Source organism: Amycolatopsis thailandensis (genome assembly GCF_002234405.1).
Classification (GTDB): domain Bacteria; phylum Actinomycetota; class Actinomycetes; order Mycobacteriales; family Pseudonocardiaceae; genus Amycolatopsis; species Amycolatopsis thailandensis.
In genome coordinates this window covers 13887-37374 of sequence record NZ_NMQT01000189.1, presented here as the reverse complement: position 1 = coordinate 37374, position 23488 = coordinate 13887, and the positions used below count along the sequence as shown (strand labels likewise).

At 67.1% G+C, this 23488-nt stretch carries 19 protein-coding genes and 1 tRNA gene; 7 read left to right on the top strand and 13 right to left on the bottom strand.

From position 1 onward, the window contains the following. Window positions 1–196 precede the first annotated feature (196 nt). Window positions 197–1417, bottom strand: a complete 1221-nt coding sequence (locus CFP71_RS40520; protein ID WP_208636149.1) for a L,D-transpeptidase — start codon at window positions 1415–1417, stop codon at window positions 197–199. A 195-nt stretch (window positions 1418–1612) separates the two neighbouring features. Here CFP71_RS40520 and CFP71_RS40515 point away from each other — a divergent pair. Further along, a tRNA-Lys gene (locus CFP71_RS40515) sits at window positions 1613–1685 on the top strand. 280 nt (window positions 1686–1965) lie between these two features. Here the strand turns inward: CFP71_RS40515 and CFP71_RS40510 are convergent. Next, complete coding sequence (locus tag CFP71_RS40510) at window positions 1966–3825, bottom strand: hypothetical protein (protein WP_143267254.1); 1860 nt, start codon at window positions 3823–3825, stop codon at window positions 1966–1968. 202 nt (window positions 3826–4027) lie between these two features. After that, window positions 4028–5023 carry a hypothetical protein gene (locus tag CFP71_RS40505; RefSeq protein ID WP_093939188.1) on the bottom strand — a complete coding sequence of 332 codons (996 nt, stop codon included), beginning with the start codon at window positions 5021–5023 and terminating at the stop codon, window positions 4028–4030. Window positions 5024–5285: 262 nt separating this feature from the next. Here CFP71_RS40505 and CFP71_RS40500 point away from each other — a divergent pair, with 262 nt between their 5' ends. Further along, window positions 5286–8207 (top strand): AfsR/SARP family transcriptional regulator, encoded by a 2922-nt coding sequence (locus CFP71_RS40500; RefSeq protein WP_093939187.1) that lies wholly within the window; start codon window positions 5286–5288, stop codon window positions 8205–8207. 3 nt (window positions 8208–8210) lie between these two features. On the opposite strand, the gene CFP71_RS40495 is transcribed toward CFP71_RS40500, so the two are convergent. Both CFP71_RS40495 and CFP71_RS44470 read right to left on the bottom strand, forming a co-directional pair. Next, complete coding sequence (locus CFP71_RS40495; protein ID WP_093939190.1) at window positions 8211–9404, bottom strand: helix-turn-helix transcriptional regulator; 1194 nt, start codon at window positions 9402–9404, stop codon at window positions 8211–8213. Between the two features lie 110 nt (window positions 9405–9514). Continuing rightward, window positions 9515–9688 carry a hypothetical protein gene (locus CFP71_RS44470; RefSeq protein ID WP_167406452.1) on the bottom strand — a complete coding sequence of 58 codons (174 nt, stop codon included), beginning with the start codon at window positions 9686–9688 and terminating at the stop codon, window positions 9515–9517. Between the two features lie 238 nt (window positions 9689–9926). Here CFP71_RS44470 and CFP71_RS40490 point away from each other — a divergent pair, with 238 nt between their 5' ends. Then, window positions 9927–10829, top strand: coding sequence for a hypothetical protein (locus CFP71_RS40490; RefSeq protein ID WP_093939186.1), 903 nt, complete (start codon window positions 9927–9929; stop codon window positions 10827–10829). Between the two features lie 56 nt (window positions 10830–10885). On the opposite strand, the gene CFP71_RS40485 is transcribed toward CFP71_RS40490, so the two are convergent. The 4 genes from CFP71_RS40485 to CFP71_RS40470 are packed head-to-tail and all read right to left on the bottom strand — an operon-like array spanning window position 10886 to window position 16901. Beyond that, entirely contained in the window at window positions 10886–14047 is a 3162-nt protein-coding gene (locus tag CFP71_RS40485; RefSeq protein WP_093939185.1) for a helicase HerA domain-containing protein, read from the bottom strand. Then, on the bottom strand, window positions 14044–14649 hold the full coding sequence (locus CFP71_RS40480) for a hypothetical protein (RefSeq protein ID WP_093939184.1): 606 nt from the start codon (window positions 14647–14649) through the stop codon (window positions 14044–14046). The genes CFP71_RS40485 and CFP71_RS40480 overlap by 4 nt, the downstream gene beginning before the upstream one ends. A gap of 12 nt (window positions 14650–14661) precedes the next feature. Further along, entirely contained in the window at window positions 14662–16311 is a 1650-nt protein-coding gene (locus CFP71_RS40475; protein ID WP_093939183.1) for a tyrosine-protein kinase family protein, read from the bottom strand. Beyond that, window positions 16308–16901, bottom strand: coding sequence for a TIR domain-containing protein (locus tag CFP71_RS40470; protein ID WP_093939182.1), 594 nt, complete (start codon window positions 16899–16901; stop codon window positions 16308–16310). Before CFP71_RS40470 ends, CFP71_RS40475 begins: the two co-directional genes overlap by 4 nt. 348 nt (window positions 16902–17249) lie before the next feature. Here CFP71_RS40470 and CFP71_RS40465 point away from each other — a divergent pair, with 348 nt between their 5' ends. Further along, window positions 17250–17735 (top strand): hypothetical protein, encoded by a 486-nt coding sequence (locus CFP71_RS40465; protein WP_093939181.1) that lies wholly within the window; start codon window positions 17250–17252, stop codon window positions 17733–17735. A gap of 36 nt (window positions 17736–17771) precedes the next feature. On the opposite strand, the gene CFP71_RS40460 is transcribed toward CFP71_RS40465, so the two are convergent. The 3 genes from CFP71_RS40460 to CFP71_RS40450 all read right to left on the bottom strand — a co-directional run bounded on the left by CFP71_RS40460 (window position 17772) and on the right by CFP71_RS40450 (window position 19849). Next, on the bottom strand, window positions 17772–18500 hold the full coding sequence (locus CFP71_RS40460; protein ID WP_093939180.1) for an SAM-dependent methyltransferase: 729 nt from the start codon (window positions 18498–18500) through the stop codon (window positions 17772–17774). Window positions 18501–18613: 113 nt separating this feature from the next. After that, on the bottom strand, window positions 18614–18976 hold the full coding sequence (locus CFP71_RS40455) for a VOC family protein (protein WP_093939179.1): 363 nt from the start codon (window positions 18974–18976) through the stop codon (window positions 18614–18616). Between the two features lie 3 nt (window positions 18977–18979). Then, window positions 18980–19849 carry a sigma-70 family RNA polymerase sigma factor gene (locus tag CFP71_RS40450; protein WP_093939178.1) on the bottom strand — a complete coding sequence of 290 codons (870 nt, stop codon included), beginning with the start codon at window positions 19847–19849 and terminating at the stop codon, window positions 18980–18982. 82 nt (window positions 19850–19931) lie between these two features. Between CFP71_RS40450 and CFP71_RS40445 the strand changes: the two genes are divergently transcribed. Beyond that, window positions 19932–20345 (top strand): VOC family protein, encoded by a 414-nt coding sequence (locus CFP71_RS40445; protein ID WP_093939177.1) that lies wholly within the window; start codon window positions 19932–19934, stop codon window positions 20343–20345. A 25-nt stretch (window positions 20346–20370) separates the two neighbouring features. Here CFP71_RS40445 and CFP71_RS40440 read toward each other — a convergent pair whose 3' ends face one another. Then, window positions 20371–21321: a hypothetical protein gene (locus CFP71_RS40440; protein WP_093939176.1), complete on the bottom strand. Its 951-nt coding sequence runs from the start codon at window positions 21319–21321 to the stop codon at window positions 20371–20373. Between the two features lie 459 nt (window positions 21322–21780). Here CFP71_RS40440 and CFP71_RS40435 point away from each other — a divergent pair, with 459 nt between their 5' ends. Both CFP71_RS40435 and CFP71_RS40430 read left to right on the top strand, forming a co-directional pair. Next, the gene (locus CFP71_RS40435) at window positions 21781–22500 is read left to right on the top strand and encodes a S1 family peptidase (protein ID WP_093939175.1); all 720 of its coding nucleotides are present in this window, start codon (window positions 21781–21783) and stop codon (window positions 22498–22500) included. A gap of 205 nt (window positions 22501–22705) precedes the next feature. Next, window positions 22706–23473, top strand: coding sequence for a S1 family peptidase (locus CFP71_RS40430; RefSeq protein WP_093939174.1), 768 nt, complete (start codon window positions 22706–22708; stop codon window positions 23471–23473). The last annotated feature ends 15 nt before the right edge of the window (window positions 23474–23488 follow it).

Genomic DNA, 23488 nt, shown 5'->3' with positions numbered 1-23488 from the left:
CCGGGTGGTGTTCGTGTTGTTCACTGGCGGCATCGGGGTGGTGTAGCCGGTAGTGGACGGAATCGGCCTGTTGGCGAACGGTGGCACCGACGCGCAGGGACACCTTCTCCGAGACTGAGCCCCTCCGGCCCAGGAATGTCATGAGGGGTCCCCTTAGGACGAAAATCGTCCTAAGGGGACCCCTCATGACATCGGGTCAGTTCCGGTCGCCGCCGGTCTTCCAGTCGTCCCAGGACATCTGCCACACCGACCAGCCGTCGGTCGGCTCCAGCACCTGCGGGCCCGAGTTGGCGACCGTGATGATGTCGCCCTTCTTGGAAGTGTCCATCAGCCACTTCGCGTTCTCGGTCGAGAGGTTGATGCAGCCGTGGCTCACGTTCCGCTTGCCCTGCGAACCGACCGACCACGGCGCCGAGTGGTAGAAGATGCCGCTGTTCGACATCCGCACCGCGTACTTCACGAACGTCCGGTAGCCGGCCTTGCTGTCCGTCGGGACGCCGTAGGTGCTCGAGTCCATCGTGTACCCGGTGTGCTCGCTCATCACCGTGTAGGTCCCGGCCGGGGTGCTGCTCGACGGCTTGCCCATCGAGATCGGCATCTGCTTGACCTCTTGGTCGTTCACCACGACCTTCATCTGGTGCGTGCCGCCGTCCGCGGTCGCGACCAGCTTGTCACCGACGACCACCTTGGCCGGCTTGTCCTCACGGCCGAAGGTGTTGTTGCCGAGGTTTTTGCCGTAGATCGCCGCGTTGACCGAGATCTTCGTGCCCGCCTTGAAGTACTCCTTGGGCCGCCAGATCACGGTCTTCTCGCCGAACCAGTGGAACGCGCCCTCGGCCTGCGGCTCGGTGACGATCTTCAGCGCCTTCTCGGTCGCCGCCTTGTCCGGCACGTTGCCGGTGAAGGTGAAGATCAACGGCAGCCCGACGCCGACCGTCTCGCCGTCGACCAGGTTGATCGAGACGCCGATCTGCTTGCCCGGCTTAGACGTGGAGAACGTCGAGGTCGCGGTGACCGGCTTGCCGTCCGTCCCGGTCGCGGCCGCGGTGACGGTGTAGGTCTTGCCGTAGCCGAGCGGTTCCGCCGACTCCCAGCCCGAACCGTCCTCCTTCGGCTTGCCCGCGACGACCTTGCCGTCGGCACCGGTCAACTTGACCTCGCCCACCTTGCCGTCGACGACGGCGACCGTGACCGGCTCACCAGGGGCCACATCAGCCGCACCCTGCGCCGGGGTCAACGTCATCGCGGCGGGCTTCGGCTCGGGAGCGGGCGCGCCGCTCTGCTGCGAACCACCGGGCGCGCCACCCTGCGACGGCGTTTCACCCGACGGTGTACTGGTGCACGCGGCCAGTGTGAACCCGGCCACCAAAGCCACCAACGCCACCCGCGACCGCCCCGTCGCTCCCCAGACCCTCATGCACACCGCCCGTTTCGCGTGGTACCAACCCCAACGTCTGGCTATAGTCTGCCTGACCGGCCGCAACGCCTGCGGCCGGATGGCCGAATCCAGGTCGGCCGATCGTTAGGGGACCCCCCTGAAACGGGCCCCAGCAACCCTGTGTTAATGTTTTCCACGTCGCCGAGGGGAACACCAAAGCGGCGGAACAAGCAGGCGCCATTAGCTCAATTGGCAGAGCAGCTGGCTCTTAACCAGCGGGTTCGGGGTTCGAGTCCCTGATGGCGCACAGTAGTAAATCGAAGCCCACCTGTAGGATTTCTCTTCAAAGAGGATCTTGCCGGTGGGCTTTGGTCACGAGTGGGACTGGCGTGAAGCCAGAATAGGCCGTACCGCCACCCGCCTATTTTCTCGGCCTTCACGCCGCAGCTCGGACTTCCTTTCCACTGTCGGGCGTATCCCCTGCCTCACAGTGATGTCGCAGCGTTACGGCCGCTTTCGCAGCGCGATGAGCCAGGCAGAGCAGGACGCCGGCGTAGGTGTCGGCGGGCTTTGCAAGCAGGCAGAGCTTACTCGCTGCCGATGACGGTCAGGTCGTCCCAGTGCGAGATGACGGCTCTCCGCGCGCTTCGGAGCAGGCCGTCCAGCAGCGCCAGGCTGCGCGAGTCACGGGTCGGCTTGCCTTGTTCGGCTGCTTTTCGTGCCGCATCGTGCACGTGGCGCAGCAGGTGTGGTTGCACGATCACCACCTGGGTCTTGTCCAGGGTTGTGCGCGCCCGCAGTGCGGTCACGAACCCCGAGAGTTCCGTGTGCCGGATACCGTCGAGCCAGGCCGCCGGGCGTGCGATCCGCGGGGTGGTGAAGCGTTCGACGAGCGCCTCATTGTCCAGCAAGCGCAGGTTCTTCACGGCTTGCGCCACAACCTCCTGGTACGCCGTCACCGCCACGTTTCGGGTCGACGAGGTGCTCTGTGCGCCCTTGACGTGAATGGCGGTCAGCGTGCCGTCGACTAGGTGCAGGAAGTCGGCGACCTCGCCCGCACCATCGTCACAGACGAGCCACCCGGTGGCGTAGGTCGCTTTGACCCAAGCGAACAGCGAGTGGTCGTTGATCAGTCCGATCGCGTCGTGGATGGCCTGGTCACCGCGCACCGATGGCTTTTCCTGGTTCACCTGGTGAGCGCCGAAATCGACGAAGTCCAGGTTGACGAACGGCGGCGCGGTCTGGTTCTGCAAGTTGATCTGGTGCTCGTCGAACGTGTGCCCCGACTCGTAGTAGATCCTCAACAATTCACCATTACCGATGGCGTCCCGGATCTGCCGTGCCATCGCGTCGTTCGACGGTGTTCCGGCGAAGCGGACGTCCAGATCGAAGCCGTCTCCCCGAGCGACCGGTTTGATCGACAGTGAGCCGACCTCTGCCCCTTCGCGACTTACGACCGCGGTGAACGCCGGGGACTTCGAGTGTCCACGCACTTCGAGGAACGAGTTGCGCAGCAGCTCCGCCCGTTCCGTCAGCTCCCCGTCCGAGTCTGCCGCGTCGGGGAGTTCATCCGGTTCGGCGATGGTGACGTCGTACGCGCCGTACACGTTGGCCAGGTCGGTCTCCGGCACCGCCAGCTGCCAGAACTGCTCCTCCGGCGGTTCGACCGCGAGAGACTTCTCGAAAAGGTCGACGGTTTCGGTGGCGGCGGCGAGGAACGTCGGCAGATCGACCCGGAATTTCCAGTAGAGGTGCGACTTCGCCGGGCTGACGGTCAGCCTGCCACGCACTATGGCGGATCCGTCCAGGGGAACGTAGTCGATCGCGGCCGCGCTCAAGGCGAAGCTGCCGTCCTCATCGTCGAGCACCTCCTGGATCCGCAGCCCACCCAAGGTTTTACTGTCGGCCTTGGTCACGCGGCGGCGATGGACCCCACGCAGCCACACGGTCTTCCCATCTCCCTGGAGCGCACCCCTCAGGATCGCACTCGGCAGGTACCGATAGAGCTTGTTGAACTTCTGCGACCACTTGCGCAAAGCCTCGTCGCTCACCGGCGTGTGTATCACCACGAAGGCTCCGCAGCGCACCGCGACCGTCAACTGGTTGGCGATGTCGAATACCTGCCGATGTTCCACGGACCAACTCGGCATAGTGCGACGCTCACGCGCGGACGCGTAAAGGCCGTCGATGCCCAGCTCCAACAGTGATCCGATTCCTTCGATCTGGTCGGACTCGGCGAGCACGACCTCGCCGAGGCAGCGAACCGATTGTGCCCGGCCCCGCGACTCCAGCGTGGTCCGGAGAAAATTGACGAGCGAGCGGAACGCGGCTTTCGGGTTCGCATCCGGGTGGCAGCGCAGCACGAACACCGAGAAGGTCGGTGTCAGCTCGGCCAGGCCGTCCAGTCGGGGCACTTCCGAGTCCACATGGGATTTTTCGATATCCATCGCGCTGCCGTCCTTCCAGCACCGTGCGGCGCCTACGGAAAGCATGAACTCGCTACGCGTATCGAATGTGGATAGGATGTGGACCACTCTTGGGGACGATGGCACGCGGTTCGGCGATGAACAGCAGGTTGACCAGTTTCGAGTTCGCAGGTTCGTCAGCGCGAACGGGCCGAGGTGGTTCGTACCGAACGGAACACTCCGGTCAGCTCACGTTCCAGACCTGCTCTTCGGCGGAACCGGTGTTCCGCGGCGCGCTCCGATCCGCGCACGAACAGTGTTGCTCGTAGAGTTCGTTCTCCACCTCATCACCGTCCCAGCGCGCACCGTAGGAGCGACCCGGTGAAAGTCGCCGGAATCGCTGGTGTATTTCTCCCGCGCGGTCCACCCGTTGTTGGTGACCACCGTGCGAACCGGTGGCATCGCGCAATGTCCACACCTGGCGTGGAATGTGATATCTGGCGAAACGCACGCGCAGGTCGAACAGCTCGCAGGGCTGTTCCAGTTCACGCACCACGTACGACCGCAGCACTTGCGGCCGAGGAAAGCGATATCTCACGGCGAAGGCGTGCGTCTCGCCTTTCGCGAGCGGTTCGGGCGGAGTGAAGGAAACGCGCCCCCGCGCCGCGCCACCGGCGCGCAGGGTGCCCCCATAAAGTACGTCCACCTCGAGTGGGCCTCGCAGTTCGAACGCCGGCGAGGTGAAGTCGAGTTCGTACAGTCCGTCGCGGTCGGCGACGACGCGGTACTGCTCCAGCACCTCGTGCTGTGGCCGGTCCAGCGTCACCACCACGTTCAGTTCCGCGGTGTGCCAAGCCCCGTCCGGCAGGGGCGGGATGGTAACCATCAGTTCCGCGAGCTGGTCGAGGGCCTCGTCGACCCGTCGGCGCACGGTACGCGTGTCGCGATCGATCCGGGGTGCGGCCCAGCCGACGCGGTCCTGGTACAGCGGCATGCGCACGTCGGCGGTGAGCCCGAAGGCGGCCACGGTGACCAGGCGCAGGTCCTCCGGCAACTGCTCGGCCAATTCGGCCAACCGCGCGACGAGCTTCTCCCGGATGGTGACCGGACCGTCGTCCTTCGCCACGCCGCACAGCACGCGCAGCGCCGGGCCGATCCGCTCCCCGATCCTCCCGGCGTGTACCCCGCGGCCCTTGCGCAACGACTTGAGTTCCCGCACCAGTTCTTCATGGGTGTTCATCTGCAAGCCTCCCCGTCGACCTCCGACGACCGGCAGCTTGCGACGGGTAAGTGGACCAGAAGTGGACATTTCGTGGATCAGTCCTCGCGCCGGTAGCCAGTACTCGTTCCACCAGCACGCGCTACCCCGGAAACGAAGGGTGTCCGCGCCTGATGGCATACAGGCCGAAAATTGGCCATTTTCGGTGACACACGAATGGGCGCTTGCACGACATAGTGATGGACATCAAGCTCGCAAACAGGGAGGCGGAGTGGATTTTCGGATGCTGGGCCCACTGGAGGCATGGCACGACGACGTTCCAGTATCCCTGGGCGACCAGCAGCAGCGCTTCGTGCTGATCGTGCTTTTGTTGCACGCCAACAAACCGCTCTCTGCCGACCGGCTGACCGAGATCGTCTGGGGAGCCAACCCCGAGCGCCGGACCCTGATCCGCGGCTACATCAACAAGTTGCGCAAGGCCTTCGACTCGGCCGACGACGTCGCGATCGAGACCACCGCGACCGGCTACCTGCTACGGGTTTCCCCGCAACAAGTAGACCTCCACCGCTTCGACCAGTGGCGTGAGCAGGCCCGCCAGGAGCAGGACCCACGCCGTCAGATCGAGCTGCTCCGCGCCGCGGTCGACCTGTGGCGCGGTCGCTTCCTCGAGGACATCGACATCGACCGAGTAGGCGGCACGGACGTGATCTCGCCCGCCGACAGCTATTTCGACACCGTCGGCGACCTCGCCGAACTGGAACTGACCACTGGCGACCATCGATCGGCGCGCGACAGGTTGCGCCGCATCGTCGGCAAGGAACCGGACCGCCAGCGCCACGCCGAGTTGCTGATGCGCGCACTGCTCGCCAACGGTGATCGCGTGGAGGCGATCCGGGTGTTCCACAGCACCCGCGACGCGCTCGCCGAACTCGATCTCGAGCCGGGACTGAAACTGCGCAACATCGCCGCCCGGGCCGAACGCGGTGAGCCAGCCAGTTCTCTGCCGTCCCGGCCTGGTGGTTTCACCGGCCGCGAAAACGAACTCGACCTGGTCGCCACGGCTGTGGGCACCGGCGAGAAAGCCGTGTGGGTCAGCGGCGCACCGGGAGTGGGTAAGACCGGCCTGGCCGTGGAAGCCGCGCACCGGCTACGGGAGCGCTTCCCCGACGGACAGCTACTGTTACGGCTGAACGGTTTCACTCCGAACGTCGCCGCGATGACCATGGGCGACGCGCTCACCCAGCTCCTGCTCGAACTCGGGGTACCCGCCGAGCAGATCCCCGCCTCGCCGGGACGCAAGATCACGATGTACCAGAACGAGCTATACGGCACCCGGACGTTGATCCTGTTGGACAACGCGAAATCCGCCGAGCAGGTCCGAGCTCTGCTCCCGGAGGCTCCGGACTGTTTCGCGATCGTGACGAGCAGGCGGGTGGGCGAGCCGGACACCGGGCAGCAGGTGCGGCTGGCTCCGCTGCCGCCGGACGACGCCGCCGCGTTGTTCTGCACGCTGGCCGGCCCACTGCGGGTCACCGGCCGTGCCTCCGAGGTGGCCGCGGTGGTCAAGCGGTGCGGTCACCTGCCGATGCCGATCCGCGTCGCCGCCGCCTTGTTCCGCCGTCACGATCGGTGGCCGCTGGAACATCTGCTCCGATTACTGGCCGAAAGCGGACCCTGGCACGCCGACACCGATGACGGCGCGGGCGCCACGGCCGTCCGGGTTTCTTACCAGCAACTGGGTGAGGACCAGCGGGAGATGTTCCGCCTGCTCGGGCACACGCCAGGGCCGCACGTCGCCGTGGCAGGTGCCGCGGCGCTGGTGGACAACGCCCTCACCCACGCCCGGCTGGTGCTCGACGAACTGCACGAGGTGTGTCTGGTCGAGGAGCTCACGCCGGAGCGATACCGGATGCTGGACCCGCTCAAGGAGTTCGCCGTGGCCGAGCCCGGCGAGCACACCGGTGCCGTGCTCCGGCTGCTCGACTTCTACCTGGTCACCCTGGCGGACGCGGTGGGGGCGGCCTATCCGTTCGAGCGCGCCCGTCTGCCCGCGGTGACCCGCACGTCGCCGGTGGCCCAAACCTTCGAGACCCCCGAGGCCGCGACGGCGTGGATCACCGCCGAGCGGGACAACCTGGTGGCCGCCATCCGCTACGCGGCCACGCACGACTTGCCCGAGCACGCCTGGCGGCTGGCGGTGCTCATCTGGCGCTACTTCCACACGACGAGCCGGTTCGACGACTGGGCCGAGACGATGGAACTGGCTCGACGGCTGGTGACCGCGGACGAGGACAACACGGTCGGCCAGGCACACGTGCTGCTCAGGCTTGCCACCGTGCACAACCGCCGCGGGGAACTGGCCGAAGCCTTGGAGTTGGCGCGGCGGGCGCTGCCCTGCTGGGTGCGGCTGGGCGACGCCAGGGGCGAGGCCACCACGTTATGCGCCATCGCCATCCCGACCATGGAGCTCGGCAGGCACGCCGAAGCGATCACCCACTTCGAGGCGGCGCTGGAGAAGTACGAGGAAGTCGGTGATCTGCGCGGGCAGGCGCACGCACTGAGCAATCTGGGCTATCTCAACGAGCTGCACGGCAACCTGGACGTCGCTCTGCGCCAGCACCGCGCCGCGGTGCCGATCCTGCGCGAAACCCGGCACATGCAAGGGCTGGCGCACGTGCTGAACAACCTCGGCTCGGTCCGGCAGCGTCTCGGTTTCCCTAGCGAGGCACTGGTGGATCACCAGGAGGCACATCACCTCGCCGCCGAACTGGGTGACGCCTGCATCATGGCCTACGCGCTTTCCAACATCGGCAACGTGCACCGCTCCGCGGGCCGGATCCCAGAAGCCGAGCGCTACCAGGAAAAAGCCGCGAGTATCGCGGCCGGGGTCTTCGACGCGGACCTCCGCACCCGGCTCTTCCGCGACCGCGCGGCGACCGCCCAGGCCAAGGGCGACCTCGTAGAGGCGTTGCGTCTCTACAAGGCCGCGCTGGAGCTGGCAGCCAAATCGGGGAACCGAGGCCATCGGGCTCACGCCGATCGAGGTGTGGCGCAGACCCTGCACCAGCTGGGCAGGCACGGGGACGCCGTCACGAACTGGGAGGCGGCCGAAAAGGAGTTCACCGCGCTGGAACTGCCCGAGGCAGGCCAGGTGCGGGCCGAACGGGCGGAACTGACCTGCGCCTGCCGCGACGGAGCGGTCTGAGCTTCAGACTCGCTGGTACAGCACGCGCCGCAGCTCCGGGTAGATCTCGCGGACCGACGCGTGGTTATGCCACCGGCCGACGTGCCTGGCCAGTTCCCGCAGGTCGAGCCGAATCGTCGCCGAATCGACGTGGGCCGCGTCGTCCAGCGTTTCGGTCAGGGTCCGGCAGCTCTGGTCGACCTCGCCGGCCAAGGCGTAGGCCAGCGACCTGCGGACGCCGAACCGCGCCCGCGTGCGCCGCGAGTCCGCGGGCAGCCGGGCCAGCTCCCGGTCCAGGAGTTCGGCCGCTTCACCGGGCCGCCCGAGGTCGCACAACGACCAGCCCCGGGCCAGGCCGATCGGGTCGGGGGCCGTGGAGCCGAGCACCGGGTACGCCGATGGGTCCGTATACGCCGCGTCGAAGTGGAACAGCGCCTTGTCCAGCGCGCGTTCGTACTCGCCGCGATCGCCGGCAAGGGCGTGGCCCTGCGCCTCCCGACGTGCCGCCAACGCGAGGGTGCGCGAACCGGCCGGTCCCGCCTCCTGGGCCCGGCGCGCCAGTTCGATCGTGGCGATCGAATCGTGCCGGTAGAGCGCGAGGCCGGCCTCCCGTACAAAGGCGTAGACGCCGATCTCGTCGTCACCGCCCGCGACGGCCAGTTCCGCTGCCTTTCTCGTCCAAGACAGCGCGCGCCGATCGTCCCCGGCTTCCTGATGCATCCACCCGGTGTACTCGGCGATCCGCCCGGCAAGCAGCAATAGGTGCGACCTGGTCGGCTCCGGGTTCTCCCCGGCCAGCGCGCCGAGCATCTGCACTTGCGCTGTCAGCGATTCCAGTACCACCACCGGACTGGTCTGCATGCCGAGGCGCCGGAGGTGCTCGAAGGTGGTCCGGATCCCAAGGACCACTCGTTCATCCGGCACCGGCCGTGGCCCGCCCGCGAGCGTCACGCCGAGCACGGTGCCGGCCACCAGCACTTGGCGGCGGTCGAGGGTCACCGCGCTCTCCCTCGCCGTCCGTGCCGCCGCCAGCAGCGCGCCGTCCGCACCGAGCTCCCCGTCGCAGAGCCGGGCCATCGAATCGTGGGGCGATTTCACCCCGTTTTCGATCTTGCTGAGATATCCCTTGCTGTAGTGGATACGCTTGGCCAGCTGGCCCATCGACAGGCCGGCGGCGATACGGTATTCACGCAGCAATTCCCCAAATGTTCCAGTCACCAAAGCCTCCGCTCCGACTGACTTCGAGTACAGCACCTGCCCTGAACCAACGCAATCACCCGGTCGCCCGCGAAGTGATCGCGAGCGACCGGGAGAGCCTTACCGGTAACTCAGTCGTGCCAGGGGTTTCCGTCCGGATTCGGCGCGGAGGTGGTGGTCGGCGGCGCCGCGGGCGGCTCGTCCGAGGACAGGGCGAAACCGCTGGCGGAACCGGCCACAGCCAGGCACAGCACGGCGGTGCCCGAAGCGACGATGGCAGCGAAAGTGGACATGGATTTGGACATGACGAATCCTCCCGATTAATTGGTTAATTGATTTCGGGCCTTTCCGGATCTGTTCCGGCGCCCATATCGAGGATTCATCAGAGCCTGGACGGCCAACAAGGAGGTGACCGTTTTCCCCGCGGTGGTCAACGGGAAACGGTGGGATCCACACCGCGTCCACTTCTGGTCGACAGCGGTAGTGGAGTCTGCCCCGGTACTCGTCGGCGTGGCGCCGGCGGCGACCAGGAAGGGTGGGTTAATGAAGGAAAATGCGGCCTACGATGTAGCCGTTTCATTCACCGAGCAGTCGCGGATCGCGGTCGGCGAGGTGGTCGAGTCGATCCGGCAGCGCGGACTGACGGTCCTGCACGGGCCCGACCAGACCCACGAGTGGTGGGGGCACAAGGACCGGGGAGATCTGCCGACCGCATCGGTGCGCTTCTTCCTGCCCTTCATCTCCACCGTGGACGATTTCGACGCCGCGATGCTGCGCGCGGTCAGGAACGGGGACGAGCACGTGCTGCCGGTGCTTGTCGGTGAGCTCGCCGTGCCCGCCGAGCTGCGTCACCCGCACGTGAGCTACCTGCGGTTCGACCCCTCGCGGCCCGACCTGCTCACCGAGGCACTGGCCGCCCGGGTCGAGGCCGCCGAGTCGGCGGGGGCCGAGCAGGAATCGGTCGCCGAGGTGGTGACAGGCGCCCGCCGGCTCACCTCCTCACCGGCCGTGCCTGCCACGTTCAGCAGGTACGCCGAACAGGAAGCCACCCTTCGCTACCTAGGCGACCAGCTCACCGCGGCGATGCCGGGCCTGGAACGCAGCGGGTTCGTCGGCACGGTGCACCGCGGTGACTCGTGCGTCAGCGTCCGGGTCGAGCAGACCGGTGAAACGGTGTACGCGCTGGACATCCAACGCGGGGGCATCGGCGGCGACGAGACGGTGAACTTCGTGGTCGGCAGGCACCAGACCGACACCGGCAGCGTGTGCAGCAACGGCTGGGCCCGTCCGGTATACAGCACCGAAACCGATACCACCGTGCTCGAACTGCACGACTTCTCAGTGCTCGGCCGCAATACCGGCGAGCCCCGCGTCTACCGGCGAGAGGACCTGTTCGCCGCGCTGTGGCAGCGCATCAACACTGTGGTCGCGGCCGTGGTGCGCTGACCTCACACGAAAGCGCCCCTCACCCTGAAACGGATGAGGGGCGCTTTCGCCGTCGGTCACTGGTGTCTGTGAGCCCGGTCCAGCACTTCTTCGAGCCGCAGCGGACTCTGCGGGTGGTGGCTCAGGCACAGCGGCACCCGCATCCGGCGGAAGGCGAAGTTCTCGCCGGTAGCGTAGAACTGCCCGCGTTCCAGGCGCGAGATGTTGCCCACTGAACTGCTCTTCGCCTTGGCCATCTCGGTCGCGGCGGCCACCTGTGCCGGGCTGTTCAGCCTGCCGAAGAATTGCGTAGTGGCATTGCCGACCACCTGGTTGTGCACGCCCTTCGGTGCTTGGGTGGCCAGCACCAGGCCGAGCCCGTACTTGCGTGCCTGGGAAGCGAGCAGGATGGTGCTCTGAGTACTGGCCGTCAACGCCGTCGACGGCGCGATGGTCTGCGCTTCGTCCATCACGAACAGCCCGCCGAGCGGCCGACCCACGGCCGGATGGCGTTTGATCCACGCGAACACCTCCCACTGGAGCTGGCTGACGAAGCCCTGCCGCTGCTCCTCCGACGGCAATCCGATGAAGCTGATCACCGAGATCCGGGCCCGGCTGCCTGCCGACGGCGTGAGCAGGACCCCGGGATCGGTCGCTTCCCCCGGCCCGCCGAGGAGCGGGTCGTTGACCACGGCCGCCCGCAGGGTTTCCGCCAGATCGGCGGCCATCGCGACGCCGGTGCTGAGTTTGCTCACCCCCTCCGGCAATTCGGCGAGCAATTCGATGAACCGATTGAGATCCCGATTCCCGGAACGGGCGTAGTGCGTCAACGCCTCGCGCAGCACCGCCCGGCCGCGAACGGCACCCTTGGTACCGTTGGCGACCCTGGCGTGCGGCACCAGCCGCGCCACGGCGGCTTCGACCGAGGCCGCGAACTCGTCGGCGTCCTCGCGGACTTCGGCGAAGTCGGGCAACGGGTGGAAGCTGAGCGGACGTCCGCCCGCTCGTCCGGGTGTCCACACCACGACCTCGGTGTTGGCCAGGTACTCCGCCGATTTGACCGCGTCCCCGGGCAGCCAATCATCAGGCGGTTCGGGCCAGGCGTCGCCCAGGCGCGCCAAGTCGTTGTTGGGGTCCAGCACGATCGCCGACACCCCGCGCAGGGCACACTCCTCGACGATCCGGCGCAATAGCACGGTTTTCCCGCTGCCAGACCCCGCGAACACGATGACGTGTTTACGCAGCGACTCCAGCTCGATGCGGATTTCCCCATCGAGCCCGAGCACCAGTTCCTCGTCTGCCGGTGCGGCAGGGGGTTCGGCTGGTTCTGCGATCGGAGCCTTCGGAGAGGTGGGCTTCGGCTCGACGAAAAGTGAAGTGGCAGGTCTCGCCGGAGCGAGTTCCGGCGGCGGCCGCGTTTCCTGGTGGCCGCTCCGGGTCTGTGTGGGCGGGGGCAGGACGTGGCGCAGCAGCGTCCGGCTGCTGGCGGGCTTGCGCGCCACCAGCCAGGTGAGCAGCCGGTGGGTCGGCGTGGCCAGCATTTCCCGGAGCGCGCTGAAGGTTCTCAGATCCTCGTCCGACATGTCGAGCCGCCGCACTCCCAGTCGCTCCAGTGCGGCGAACTCCTTGCGGGTGGTCGGCCCGGTCCAGCCGCGGTTGCCCCAGCGGATGAGCACGAGGTGCCGGTCCTTGGCCCCGGCCCGGATCCCCGCGGCGTCGCGGGCGTTGCGCAACCGGTGCAGCACCGTCGTGCCGTGGGCCCCGGAGATGACGCGGAAGGTCCACTGCTCCCGGATGTCGAGCGCGTCGTTGAGGAGCCGGCGCAGGCCGGCGTGCAGTCTTTTCTCGTCCGACAGCGACTCCGCCTCCCACTTCAGGTCGTCGTTGCCGATCTCGGTGATCCACGCCTTCAACCCGGCCAACAGCAACGGTGGAGTGACCTCGTTTTCATTGTCCTTGCTGATGTCCAGCTCGCTGAGGTCGACCTCGCTACGCAGCCGGGCGAACTCCTCGTCTAGTTCGTCGAGGGAATGATCCGGTGGTACAGCTACGAGTACCGGCTCGGTCACCTTCTCATCGAAGGAACCCAGTTCCCGAATCTCGCCGTGCAGGCAGGCTTCAGCGTGGGCGTGGATCCGCTTGAGCAACTGCCGCGGCGTGTAACTCGACCAGCTCTCACCGAACGCGCCAGCGGCGACGGGCCAGGTCGAGTGCGGTGGTTTGACACCGTGCTTTTCGTAGATCACCCGAAGCCATTTCTCGACCAGTTTCTTGCCCAGTGCCGGATCCTGGATCGCTCCCAGGAAGGAGGTCTGGGTGAACCGGTCGCCCACCGTGTCGCTGGCCACTTCCTTCAACCGCATCCAGGTGTTGGGCAGGCACGCCACGATGGTCAGCGTCCGCTGGGTGGATTCGCGCAGCGCCATCAGGCCGTCGGAGATCAGCGCGATCTCCCGGGTCACCTCGGCGTCGGTCTCCGGGGTGTCGAGGGCGTCCTGTCCTTTGTTGACCAGGGTGTCCAGCTGGTCAACCCCTACGACGCACGGTCCCGTCAGAGCGAGGACGCGGGAGATGTCACGCACGAGCACGCGGGGTGACTTGGCGCGGTGCTGCATGCCCCAGGACCGGCGATCCTCCTCGCTGCCTTCGTGGCCCTGGAGATATTCCAGGCCGATGTCCGCGGCGTCGGACCCGTAAAGAACCAGAGCCCGGATGGTGTCACCGCATTCCACGGCGATGCGGCCGTCGGCCTTCCTCAGGCCGTTGAGCAGTGCACGCAGGTGGTCGGGCCGCAGTGCCGATTCACCCACGATGGCTCGGCTGACCTCTTCGGACACTGCGGCACCTGCGCACAACTGCCGCAGCAGCACGGTGAGCTGGCGCTCGCCCTCGTCATTGGCCCGGTGCAGCTCGCTGCGCATCGCCTCGGCGATGTCGTCCCAGAACGCGTCCCCGGTGGTGAGCTCCACCAGGAAGAAGTAGCCGCCCTTGCGCTGCACCATGCGGCGCACCGTGCCGAGCAGGTGGGTCTTGCCTACGCCCTTCTCCCCTTGCACGGCCACACCCACCGGGCTGGGGCCAGTGCTGGCCCTGGCGTCCTCGATGGCTGCCATGATGTTGTGCTCGACCCTGGCGTGCAGGCCGTCGATGTGCGAAGGCGAAGTGTGCCAGACATCGTCCAGGGTCTCGACGAAATTGATCCGCAGGACGGCCAGGACCTCACGTAAGTCGTCGGTCATGATTCCTCGATCGCGATGAGATGCTTGTCCTCGCCACCGACCTGGACGGCGGCGGCGTGGTCGGCGTCGGTGAGCACCTTGCGGTTGGAGTCGGGGGCCAGATGGACCGTGCCCGTCTTCGCCATCTTGACCAGCGCGGCGTCCACCTCGTCCTTGTCCGCACCGTTGAGCTTCGGCCGCAGCCGGGCCAGGCGGATCCAGTCCTGCACGCCCACCGACAGCTCGGCGTAAACGCCGCGGATGAGCGACTCCAGGTCACCGGACCGCAGCGCCTCGGCCAGTAGGCCACGCTGGCGCAGGAACGGCACCAGCCGGCGCAGCAGGTCGAGTTGCTGCCGGGCCTGCGGCCCCGAGCGGGACGGTAGTTCCGAGCGAACCAGGTCGGTCATGCACCAGTCGATCCCCTCGTCGGTGATGCGGTGCACGAATGGCCGGACGTTCGTCGAACTCTCCAGAAGTCCGGCGGCGTTCAGCCGGTCGCGTTCGTCTGGACCGAGCCGGACCTTGTGGTCCTTGACCAATTCGGTGTTGAGCATGTCCCGGTTGGCCAGTACCAGCGCCAGTAGTGCGGCTCTGGCATTCGTGGAGTACTGCTCCGGCATTTTCGCCGCCTCTCATTCGGTGAACGCGTTGATCCTTCGGTCGATCCGGCTCAGCAGTGCCCTCGTCACGGCGAGGAGCGCCTGGGAGGCGGGCACCCCGGCACCATCGCCGTGGGCTCTGCCGAGGAAGTCCAGGTCCGCCGACCGGTCGAGCAGCAGGGCCAGGTCACCGTTGTCCAGCGCGGTGGCCATCCCGCGCACGGTGTCCTCGACCAGGACGAAGCGTTCGGCGTAGGGCAAAGTGTCCGGCAGCGCGCGGAGAGCCGCCGCCGCGGCCCGCAGTGCCTCCTGGTCCGGTCCTGCCCCGGTGGCGGTGAGCAGGTGGTGCAATTGCCTGGCCACCCGGACGGGCCGCACGTCCGGCGTGAATTCCAGATGGTGCAGATTTCGCACGAAGCCCGGCAGTTCGTCGCGATCGATGCCGCGGGCGATCAGGCAGAATAGTTGCCGATGTCTGCCCTCCGGCCCGAGCGTGTGCCGCAGGAATCGTTCGGACTCGGTGATCTGCCAGCGGTTCAGCGGCCCCTCCACCACCAGGCACAAGTGCTGGGCCGAATCGGTGGCCTCGGCCAGGAATCCCGGGTCGCCGGACAACGAACGGTCGGCGCGTACCCCGAGCAGGTGGAGTTCTTGGATCAGTTCCGCGGCGACCTTGGACTGCCGCGCGCTCGACACCAGCACGTCCAGATCGAACTCACGGCACCGGTCCCGCGCGGCGGCCACGTAGGCGTCGCGGTTGTCGGCAAGCACGTCGGTACGGTCGAAGTCCTGCGCGATGACCGACGCGACCGTTTCCAGCGCGTAGGAGATCTGGTCCGCCTTGGGCACTTCCTCCTCCAGGACCGGCAACTGCTCGCCGAAGCTCCAGTAGGAGACGTAGGGCACCGTGAGGTGGCGCATCATCAGGTCCACCGGGACGGTCTGTGCAAGCCAGTTGCCGAACAGTGGCGCCACGGTCTCGGCGCATTTACGCTGCCATCGCTCGGCACGCTCATATTCGACTCGATTGTCCAATCTGGACAGAATGGGGAGTACCGAGTGCCGGGGCCTGTCGTAGGGCAGGCGGTCCCGGGCGCGGTCGGCCCGCCGGGCGACATCCACCACGTCGTCGAGGTTCTGGTCGTTGGCGGTGAAGACCACGACCAACCGGTCCGGCAGATGCGCGGTGCAGATGCCGGCGATGTCGGAGACACCGGTCCGGCTGTCGAGCAGTACGAAGTCGTAGTTATCGGTCCACTCCGCCCGGCACCGCTCCAGGTACGCGGCGAACCCGCGCCGGTACAGCTCCTCCCAGTTCAGCGCCTGCATCCGCTTCGAATAGGAATCGTCCAGCTTGCCGGAAACCACGCGTCCGGCGGCGAGCAGGTCGAGACGGCCGCCTTCGACGCCGACCCGGACCGTGTAGGACTCCAAGTCCCGCGGGGCATCCTGTGTTCCGGCATCGGGCAGGAAGTCGTGCGCGAGGTCGACCACCCCGCGTTCGGGCTGCTCGACAAGTTTCGGTCCGAAGTAGTGGTGCAGCCCGGGTGCTTCGAGATCCCAGTCCACCGTGAGCACCCGAAAACCCCAGCGCGCCAGCAGCACGGCCACGTTCGCCAGCGTGAAACTGCGGCCTACTCCACCCTTGTACGAATAGAAGGTGAGCACGGTGCCGGTCGTCATTCGAACCTCGGCAGCGGAGGAGTCGGCAGCAGCACCGGGTCCGGTACTTCGACGAGCGGCCAGTCCGGCTGCCATGGTGGCGCCTGGGCCACCAACTGGGCCAGGTCCCTGGCCAGCTCCTTGACCTTGTGGTGGAATTTGTTGTACTCAATGCTCTGCTGATAAGACGGATCCGGATAGGCGACATCCTTGAAATCCCGCCAGGCTCGCACCCTTCCCTCTTCGGGAAAATTTTCCGAGTCTCCATATAAGATCGGGTAGATCAACCCCTGGGAAGAAACGCCGTTTCCCGCGAGTCCGAGCATCTCCTCCCTGGCCTGCATGCTGCGCATCTCGGCCATGCACCAGGGTGACTGAAAGTAGGGCGGGGTGAGCAACTGGACCATGATCTTGCTGCGCTGCAACGCGTCCCGCAGATTGGACGGCCAGTGCACCGCGCTGGGCATCTGCCGATCCATGTACACATTCAGGCTGCCGTACTCGTCGGCGAGGCTTTCACGCAGTTTGCCGTAGAAGTGGTTGAGCAGCCATTTCTGCACGCTGCCGTGACGGCTGTAACTGATGAACAGATCGTACTCGTACTCGGACACGCCAACGATGATATGCGGCAAACAACGGGCGGAAATCGACAGATAATGGAGATTACCGGGACAACTGGCCAGCCAACTGGTCAAAAAAGGGACAACAACCAGAAACGCCGTCAACGTGCGAGTGTCGTGGTGGGTTACTCCCGAGCGGCGGAAACCGCGGCGCGGTCCTCGCCACGTGATTCCAACGAGTCCTCGCAGTGCCCAGAGACTCCGGCATCACTCACGCCGCCCACCATCTGAGGCTTCCGGGTCGTCATCAGATCCCGTCCGGGGCGAAGTACGGCATCAGCTGGAGGTCCGGCTGCTCGATGACATATCCGACTCATGCCAACCAGGCGATAATGAACCATGGGTTTCAACCTGCAAGCCGTCGTCGCCACTCAGGTGGTCCTGAGCAAGCTGGCCGGTAACACCGACGCCGCACATGTCGTGCCGTTGGGGCAGCAGCTCTCGCTACTCCCGATGACCGACGAACTGTTCGACGCGGTCACCGACGCCGACGCACCCCGGCTCGGCGGATTCTGGAAGATGCCCGCGGGATTCGACCGCAGGCTGGCCGATTGTTCGGCGAGCGGTCCGGTGGCCTACCTCGAAGCCGAGTACTTCGGAGGGGTAGGCACACAGAGCGCACAGGTATGGGACAAAGGGCGGGTCGTCCTCGGACCGCTGCACCTCGAGGAGAACCAGCCGACTCCACCTGGCGGCAGCCCGATCTCCCAGGCGCTCCGGCTCCTCGGGGTCGGCAAAGGTGACCATCACGACGAGTTCGAGGCGATCGGGCTCGGCAGGCATCGTGACACCGACGGCTGGATCGACCTCCCGGCAAAGGGGTGAGGCAGGGGTTCCCCACGGAGAACCCCTGCCGTCCGATCAGGCCTCGCCGGGAGTCGGAGCGAGGACGAGGGACACGAATCCCCAGCTGTCCCGGTAAACCCGGAGCCATTCGGTCCGGCGAAGGTTCGCCATCGCGAGCGCTTCCGCGCTGTCCGGATCGGCGGGATGGTCAAGAGCCCAGGAGGCCAGTGACCCCCAGCAGGACCATTCGTAGGCGTCCAGTTCGTGGCGCGTGCTGACGTGCCCGTGGACCGGGGTCCATCCGTCCGCGACCACGCGGTCCACGGTGGTCGCCAGATCGGCGCCCTCCCCCAGCATCTCGACGGCTTCAGCGGACGGCGTCCGCTCCCAGAAGCCGTCTCCGATCAGGACACGGCCGCCGGGCGCCAGATGCCGCCGGGCCGCGGCCAGTGTGGGGAGCAGGCCGCCGAAAGCGTGCGTGGCACCGACGCTGATCACCAAATCGAACTGGTCGGCCGAAGCGAAACCCGCGGCGTCTTGGTGGTGCAGGACGAGGCGGTCATCGGCGGCAAGGCGAGCCTGGTGCAGGGCGTCCTCGGAGACGTCGACGCCCTCCGCTCGCAGGTCCGGGCGGGCGGCCAAGGCGCGCAGCAACCATTCCCCGGTGCCGCAGCCGAGGTCGAGGACGCGTTCATCGCCTCGCGGAAGTCCTGCTTCCAGCAGCCTGTCGACCGAGGTGTCGTCGAGCGGCGACTTGATCGGGTGATCAGTGTGGGCGATGAGTGAGATCTGTTCGCGGTTCAAGTGTGAGGCCTTTCGAGAGGACGACTGTCGAAATCGGGTTCGACGGCTCGACACTTGTGCGCATGTGCTGCACACCTCCTCCTCTGGAACGGGCCTGGCCGCCCGCACCCTAGTCAGCCGGGAAGCGCGTCCACAACGCGTTTTTGGCTGAACCGCAGCATGTTCCCGGATGGGTCGAGGAACGCGCAGTCGCGGACACCGTGGGGGCGGTCGATGGGTTCTTGCATCACTTCGGCGTCGGTGGCCTCGATGCGTTCGAAGGTGGCGTCACAGTCGTCGGTCGCGAAGGTGAGACTGCCCAGCGACCGCTCGTCCGGCGTCGTGAGGACGATCCGCAGTTCCGGCTGCGACGGCGGGCTGACGCTCACCTTCTGACCGTCGTCATGGACCTTGAAGCCGAGCACATCGCGGTAGAAACCGATCGCTTCGCCGAGATCGTGGACGGCGAGAGCGCAGCACGAGAGTCTGAGATCCACGTGTCACTCGCCCCCGAGGTAGACCACGTCGAGGTCACCGAGGAGAGCTGGATCGGCCTGGAGCTCTATACCGGTGATCTTCCCGTCGTCGACAGTGAACGTGAAGACGACCTGAGGCCGGCCGCGATGTGCCCAGACCGCCGCTGGAACGCCGTCGACCAGGGCGAGCCGGGCGGCCTCGGCCCGTCCGGAGAAGACGGCCGCCACCGCGTCGGCGCCGCGGGCCTCGGCGGTCGCGCCCATCCTCACGGCCGCCGGGTCGGCGACGAGCACGGCGTTCGCGTCGAGCAGCGAGAGCAAGGCGGCGAAGTTTCCGTCGCGGGAGGCGGCAAGGAACGCCTCGACGACCTCGCGCTTACGCGATCTCGCGGCGTCGGAGGCGGCGGCCGCTCCCTGTACCCGCCGCCGGGCCCGGCTGGCGAGCTGCCGGGCCGCGGCCGGCGAGCGGTCGATGATCTCGCCGATCTCGCCGAACGACACGGCGAAGATGTCGTGCAGCACGAAGGCGAGCCGCTCGGCGGGAGTCAGGGTGTCCAGCACCACCATCAACGCCACCCCGACCGAGTCGGCCAGCAGCGCGTCGTCCTCGGGGCCCGCCTGCGACGAGACGGGCTCGGGCGGCAGCGCGCCGGCGGGCTCCTCGCGCCGGACCTGACGCGCCTCGAGCATGTTCAGGCAGACCCGCGCGACGACCGTGGTCAGCCATCCACCCGGATTTCCCACCTGGCCGGTGTCCGCCCGGCTGACCCGCAGCCACGCCTCCTGCACCGCGTCCTCGGCGTCGCCGGGGGAACGGAGCATCCGGTAGGCCACCGCCCGCAGGCGATCGTGGTGTTCGGCGAACCGCTCGGTCAGCCAGTCCTGTTCGACCATCTGTCACATTCCTCCGTCCGGACCTGTCATCCCGTTTGACCGGCGACACCACGCCGATGTGACAGCACGAAGGAGACAGGGAATGAAAGCGCACGTCAGCTCGATCCTCCTCGCCGTCGAGGACATGGACCGGGCCAAGCGGTTCTACACCGAGGGGCTGGGCTGGAAGATCAAGAACAACTACGGCGTCTCCGTGTTCTTCGAGTCGGACGGAGCGTCGCCCGTCGGCTTCTACCGGCGCGAAGGACTGGCCGACCAGGTGGGCACGAGCGCTGAGGGCAGCGGTTTCAGCGGGCTGGTCCTCACCTACGTCGTCCGCAGTGAGGAGCGTGTCGACGAGATCATCGCCGAAGCCGAGAAGGCGGGCGCCACCGTCCTCAAGCCCGCCGGCGCCTTGCCGTGGGGCGGATACGGCGGCACCTTCGCGGACCTGGACGGCTACATCTGGAGCCTCGGCTACAGCGCCCAGGGAACGGACCAGCTCTACGCGGAATAGCCGGGTCCGGCCTGCCGAACCCGGTTCAACCGGACTCGGCAGGCCAGGTCCAGGTCATCCCCCGGATCCCGGGCGTCACCGCGCTCGTGAACGCGATCGCGGGAGAAAGCGTCGAGAGCGGCACGTCGGCGACGTCCCGCTCCGGGCCGGAGACGTGGTCGATCCGATACGAATGACAGCTCGATGGCATCGCCTCCGGAGCGAAGTGGATCTCCAGGAGGTACTCCGGCGTCGAATGGCGGAATCGGCGGTCGTAGCGGTCGTCGGGGACGCCGTCGGTGTACTCGAACTCGTACTCGAAGATCGCGGTCTCGCCGGGCGCGAGCATCCGGTTCGGCACCAGTTCGCTGACGATGAGCGCCTGTTCGGTGAGCATCTCGGTGCGGCCGGGCACGCAGTACCGGGTCGCCACCAGCTTCGGCGGGCTTCCCGGCGCGCAGCCGCGCAAGGCCACGACCCTGGTCTGGACCGGTTCGTCGGTGGCACGGACGACCTCGCGCACCCGCTGCCGCGTCAGCGTCCGATCGGCGCCGACGTACAGGGATTCGTGCAGGCTCAACAGCACGACGGAAGGCTCGTCCGCCGATTCGAACGAGTGCAGCACGGAAAGCACCGGCTCTCGCGGATCCCACAGCCGGTCCCAGCCGACGACGCGGCGAATCGCGGAACGTTCGCTTTCCGGCCGGTGCAGCAGATCCCGCAACGATGCCGGGGGAAGCCCCAGCAGGTCCTCCAGCAAGGCGACGGCCCGCAGCGACTCGGGGCGCTCGGGGCGGGTCCGCCCGGTCCGCCAGTAGCTCAGCGTCGTCGTGCTGATCGACACGCCCGCTCTGGCGAGCCGCTCCTTCACCCTGCCCAGTCCCAGCCCGCTGCGGTCGATGGCCTGCGACAAAGCCTTACTGAAGGGCCCGGTGGCGAGCGCGCGCACCAGTTCCTCGTCGGCGCGGGTGCCAGGGGTGACGGCGAACAGCGACATCGGCTTCTCGACCTCCGCTGTGATCTTGGATCGCCTTTCGACGGAGGCGCAATCCGCAGAAAGTACTGTCCTGTTCCGTTGCCAGGGATTTCTATCCGGCACACATAATCCCCGGGCGCGAACCTTTCGACGATGACCGTATTCCGGACAATTCGGAGAAACCATTCCTACGGCCCGATTCCCGGACGGCTTGTTCCCGATCCCGAGGCGTGAACGTTCCGGGCTTCCGGCGGTGATGACTTGCCTCTCAACGGAAAAACCGAGGCGAGCCAGTGTTCCGCCTCCTCTGCCCCAGGCGGAACGATCCGCGACTTTCGTATCCCTACCTACGAAGGTATTCCGCCTCTCCTCTTGTCGGACATCTTTGATCGGGCCGGCATCGAGCACCTCTGCCGGATTCCCCATCCCCCCGTTCACCCACGACCACCAGGCGGCTTTGCCGCCCGATTGTGAGCAACCATGCGAAAACTGGCTTCAGTCGCTCTCGGGATCCTGGCGGCGGCACTGGCGGTGTCCGCACCCGGAATCGCGAACGCTCAGACGGACTCGGGTGTCCAGCCCTCGATCATCGGAGGCGGCACCGCCACCGAGACCTACAGCTTCATGGTCTCGCTCAACAACGGCTGCGGCGGCAGCCTCGTCGCGCCCCAGTGGATCGTGACGGCCACCCACTGCGGCAGCGCTTCGCAGGGCCGGATCGGTTCGACGAACAAGAACTCCGGCGGCGAGGTCGGCAGGATCGACCGCCGGGTCAACAAACCCGGCACCGACCTGACCCTGATGCACCTGTCCACGGCCGTCCGCGCCACCCCGGTCCCGATGGCCACGAGCAACCCGGCGCCGAACACCACGGCGCGGCTCCTCGGCTGGGGCTGCACCAGCTGGCCGAGCTGCAGCACTCCGACCACGTTGCGCCAGATCGATCTCCGGGTGCTGCCCAGCAGCTCCTGCTACGCCGGCGGTGGCGGCTCCGGTGACGTCTGCATCTCCGGCGACCGCACGCATTCGGCCTGCCACGGCGACTCCGGCGGACCGGCTGTCGTCGGCACCACCGGACGCTGGACCCTGGTCGGGGAGACGCACGGCCCCGGCGACAACGGCGGCGAATGCGCGACCAGCACCCTCTACACCGGCATCGCCCAGCACCTGAGCTGGATCAAGCAGCAGACCGGCGTCTGAGCGCCGTAGCACGGAAAAACGGCACGCCTCGTCCATCGAGGCGTGCCGTTTTTCGTCCATTTTGGACATCGGCGCGCGGCGCAATCCTCCGAAAGAACTGTTCTTTCCCGTTGATCCGTTCGGGTCTTCTCGCGGATTTCCCGGAGCACCTCGGCTGAATACGTTCGAAGTGTCCCCCTCCCCTGCGTTTTCCCGAGGAGTCCCCATGCGTGAGAACACCGGCAGCGTCGCCCGTGCCATCGCCCTTCTCGCCGGTACCTGTGCCGCGTTCGCGACCCTGGCCGCCGCGCCCGCGGCGGCGAGCGCCCCGACCGCCCCGGTCTCGCCCGGTGCCGCGCCGTCGATCATCGGCGGCAGCACCGCCCAGAACCCCGGCTACATCGCCCGGTTCAACGGCCACGCCAACGGCTACACCTTCTTCTGCACCAGCACGCTGATCAGCTCGCGCTGGGTGCTCACCGCCAAGCACTGCCTGTACGACAACAACGGGCAGCGTCTGAAGGACATCGACCTCTACATCGGTTCCAACAGCGCTTCCGGTGGCGTGCACGCCAAGGCTTCGGCGACCTATCTCTACTCGGGCGGCGACCTCGCCCTGATCAAGCTGAACGCAGACGGTGGAAGCACGTTCGCGAAGCTCGCGAGCAGCTCTTCCGACGCTCAGGAAGGGGATTCCGCCCGCGTGTACGGCTGGGGCGCGACCCAGGCCGACCACGAAGGCGACCACCAGTCGAAGGTGCTCAAGCAGGCGACGGTCCGCATCTCCGACACGAACGCCCAGGACAACTACGGCGGCCCGGCCATCGACGCCGACACCCCGAACGGCGCGGTCGCGGGCGGGGACTCGGGCGGCCCGATGATCGACGACGGTGTCCAGGTCGGCGTGTGCTCGACCAGCGACCGGTCCAGCACCACCAGCTACGGCAGCGTCGCCGCGGGCCGTGACTGGATCCGTCAGACCAGCGGGGTCTGACGGCGAGGGCGGGCC

What these genes read in the sequence shown, in the direction of transcription:
- CFP71_RS40475 (WP_093939183.1), bottom strand. Translation starts at nt 16,311, where the DNA reads ATGACGACCGGCACCGTGCTCACCTTCTATTCGTACAAGGGTGGAGTA.
- CFP71_RS40440 (WP_093939176.1), bottom strand. Translation starts at nt 21,321, where the DNA reads ATGTCGCTGTTCGCCGTCACCCCTGGCACCCGCGCCGACGAGGAACTG.
- CFP71_RS40465 (WP_093939181.1), top strand. Translation starts at nt 17,250, where the DNA reads ATGGGTTTCAACCTGCAAGCCGTCGTCGCCACTCAGGTGGTCCTGAGC.
- CFP71_RS40505 (WP_093939188.1), bottom strand. Translation starts at nt 5,023, where the DNA reads ATGAACACCCATGAAGAACTGGTGCGGGAACTCAAGTCGTTGCGCAAG.
- CFP71_RS40510 (WP_143267254.1), bottom strand. Translation starts at nt 3,825, where the DNA reads ATGGATATCGAAAAATCCCATGTGGACTCGGAAGTGCCCCGACTGGAC.
- CFP71_RS40500 (WP_093939187.1), top strand. Translation starts at nt 5,286, where the DNA reads ATGCTGGGCCCACTGGAGGCATGGCACGACGACGTTCCAGTATCCCTG.
- CFP71_RS40485 (WP_093939185.1), bottom strand. Translation starts at nt 14,047, where the DNA reads ATGACCGACGACTTACGTGAGGTCCTGGCCGTCCTGCGGATCAATTTC.
- CFP71_RS44470 (WP_167406452.1), bottom strand. Translation starts at nt 9,688, where the DNA reads ATGTCCAAATCCATGTCCACTTTCGCTGCCATCGTCGCTTCGGGCACC.
- CFP71_RS40435 (WP_093939175.1), top strand. Translation starts at nt 21,781, where the DNA reads ATGCGAAAACTGGCTTCAGTCGCTCTCGGGATCCTGGCGGCGGCACTG.
- CFP71_RS40480 (WP_093939184.1), bottom strand. Translation starts at nt 14,649, where the DNA reads ATGCCGGAGCAGTACTCCACGAATGCCAGAGCCGCACTACTGGCGCTG.
- CFP71_RS40520 (WP_208636149.1), bottom strand. Translation starts at nt 1,417, where the DNA reads ATGAGGGTCTGGGGAGCGACGGGGCGGTCGCGGGTGGCGTTGGTGGCT.
- CFP71_RS40445 (WP_093939177.1), top strand. Translation starts at nt 19,932, where the DNA reads ATGAAAGCGCACGTCAGCTCGATCCTCCTCGCCGTCGAGGACATGGAC.
- CFP71_RS40450 (WP_093939178.1), bottom strand. Translation starts at nt 19,849, where the DNA reads ATGGTCGAACAGGACTGGCTGACCGAGCGGTTCGCCGAACACCACGAT.
- CFP71_RS40430 (WP_093939174.1), top strand. Translation starts at nt 22,706, where the DNA reads ATGCGTGAGAACACCGGCAGCGTCGCCCGTGCCATCGCCCTTCTCGCC.
- CFP71_RS40490 (WP_093939186.1), top strand. Translation starts at nt 9,927, where the DNA reads ATGAAGGAAAATGCGGCCTACGATGTAGCCGTTTCATTCACCGAGCAG.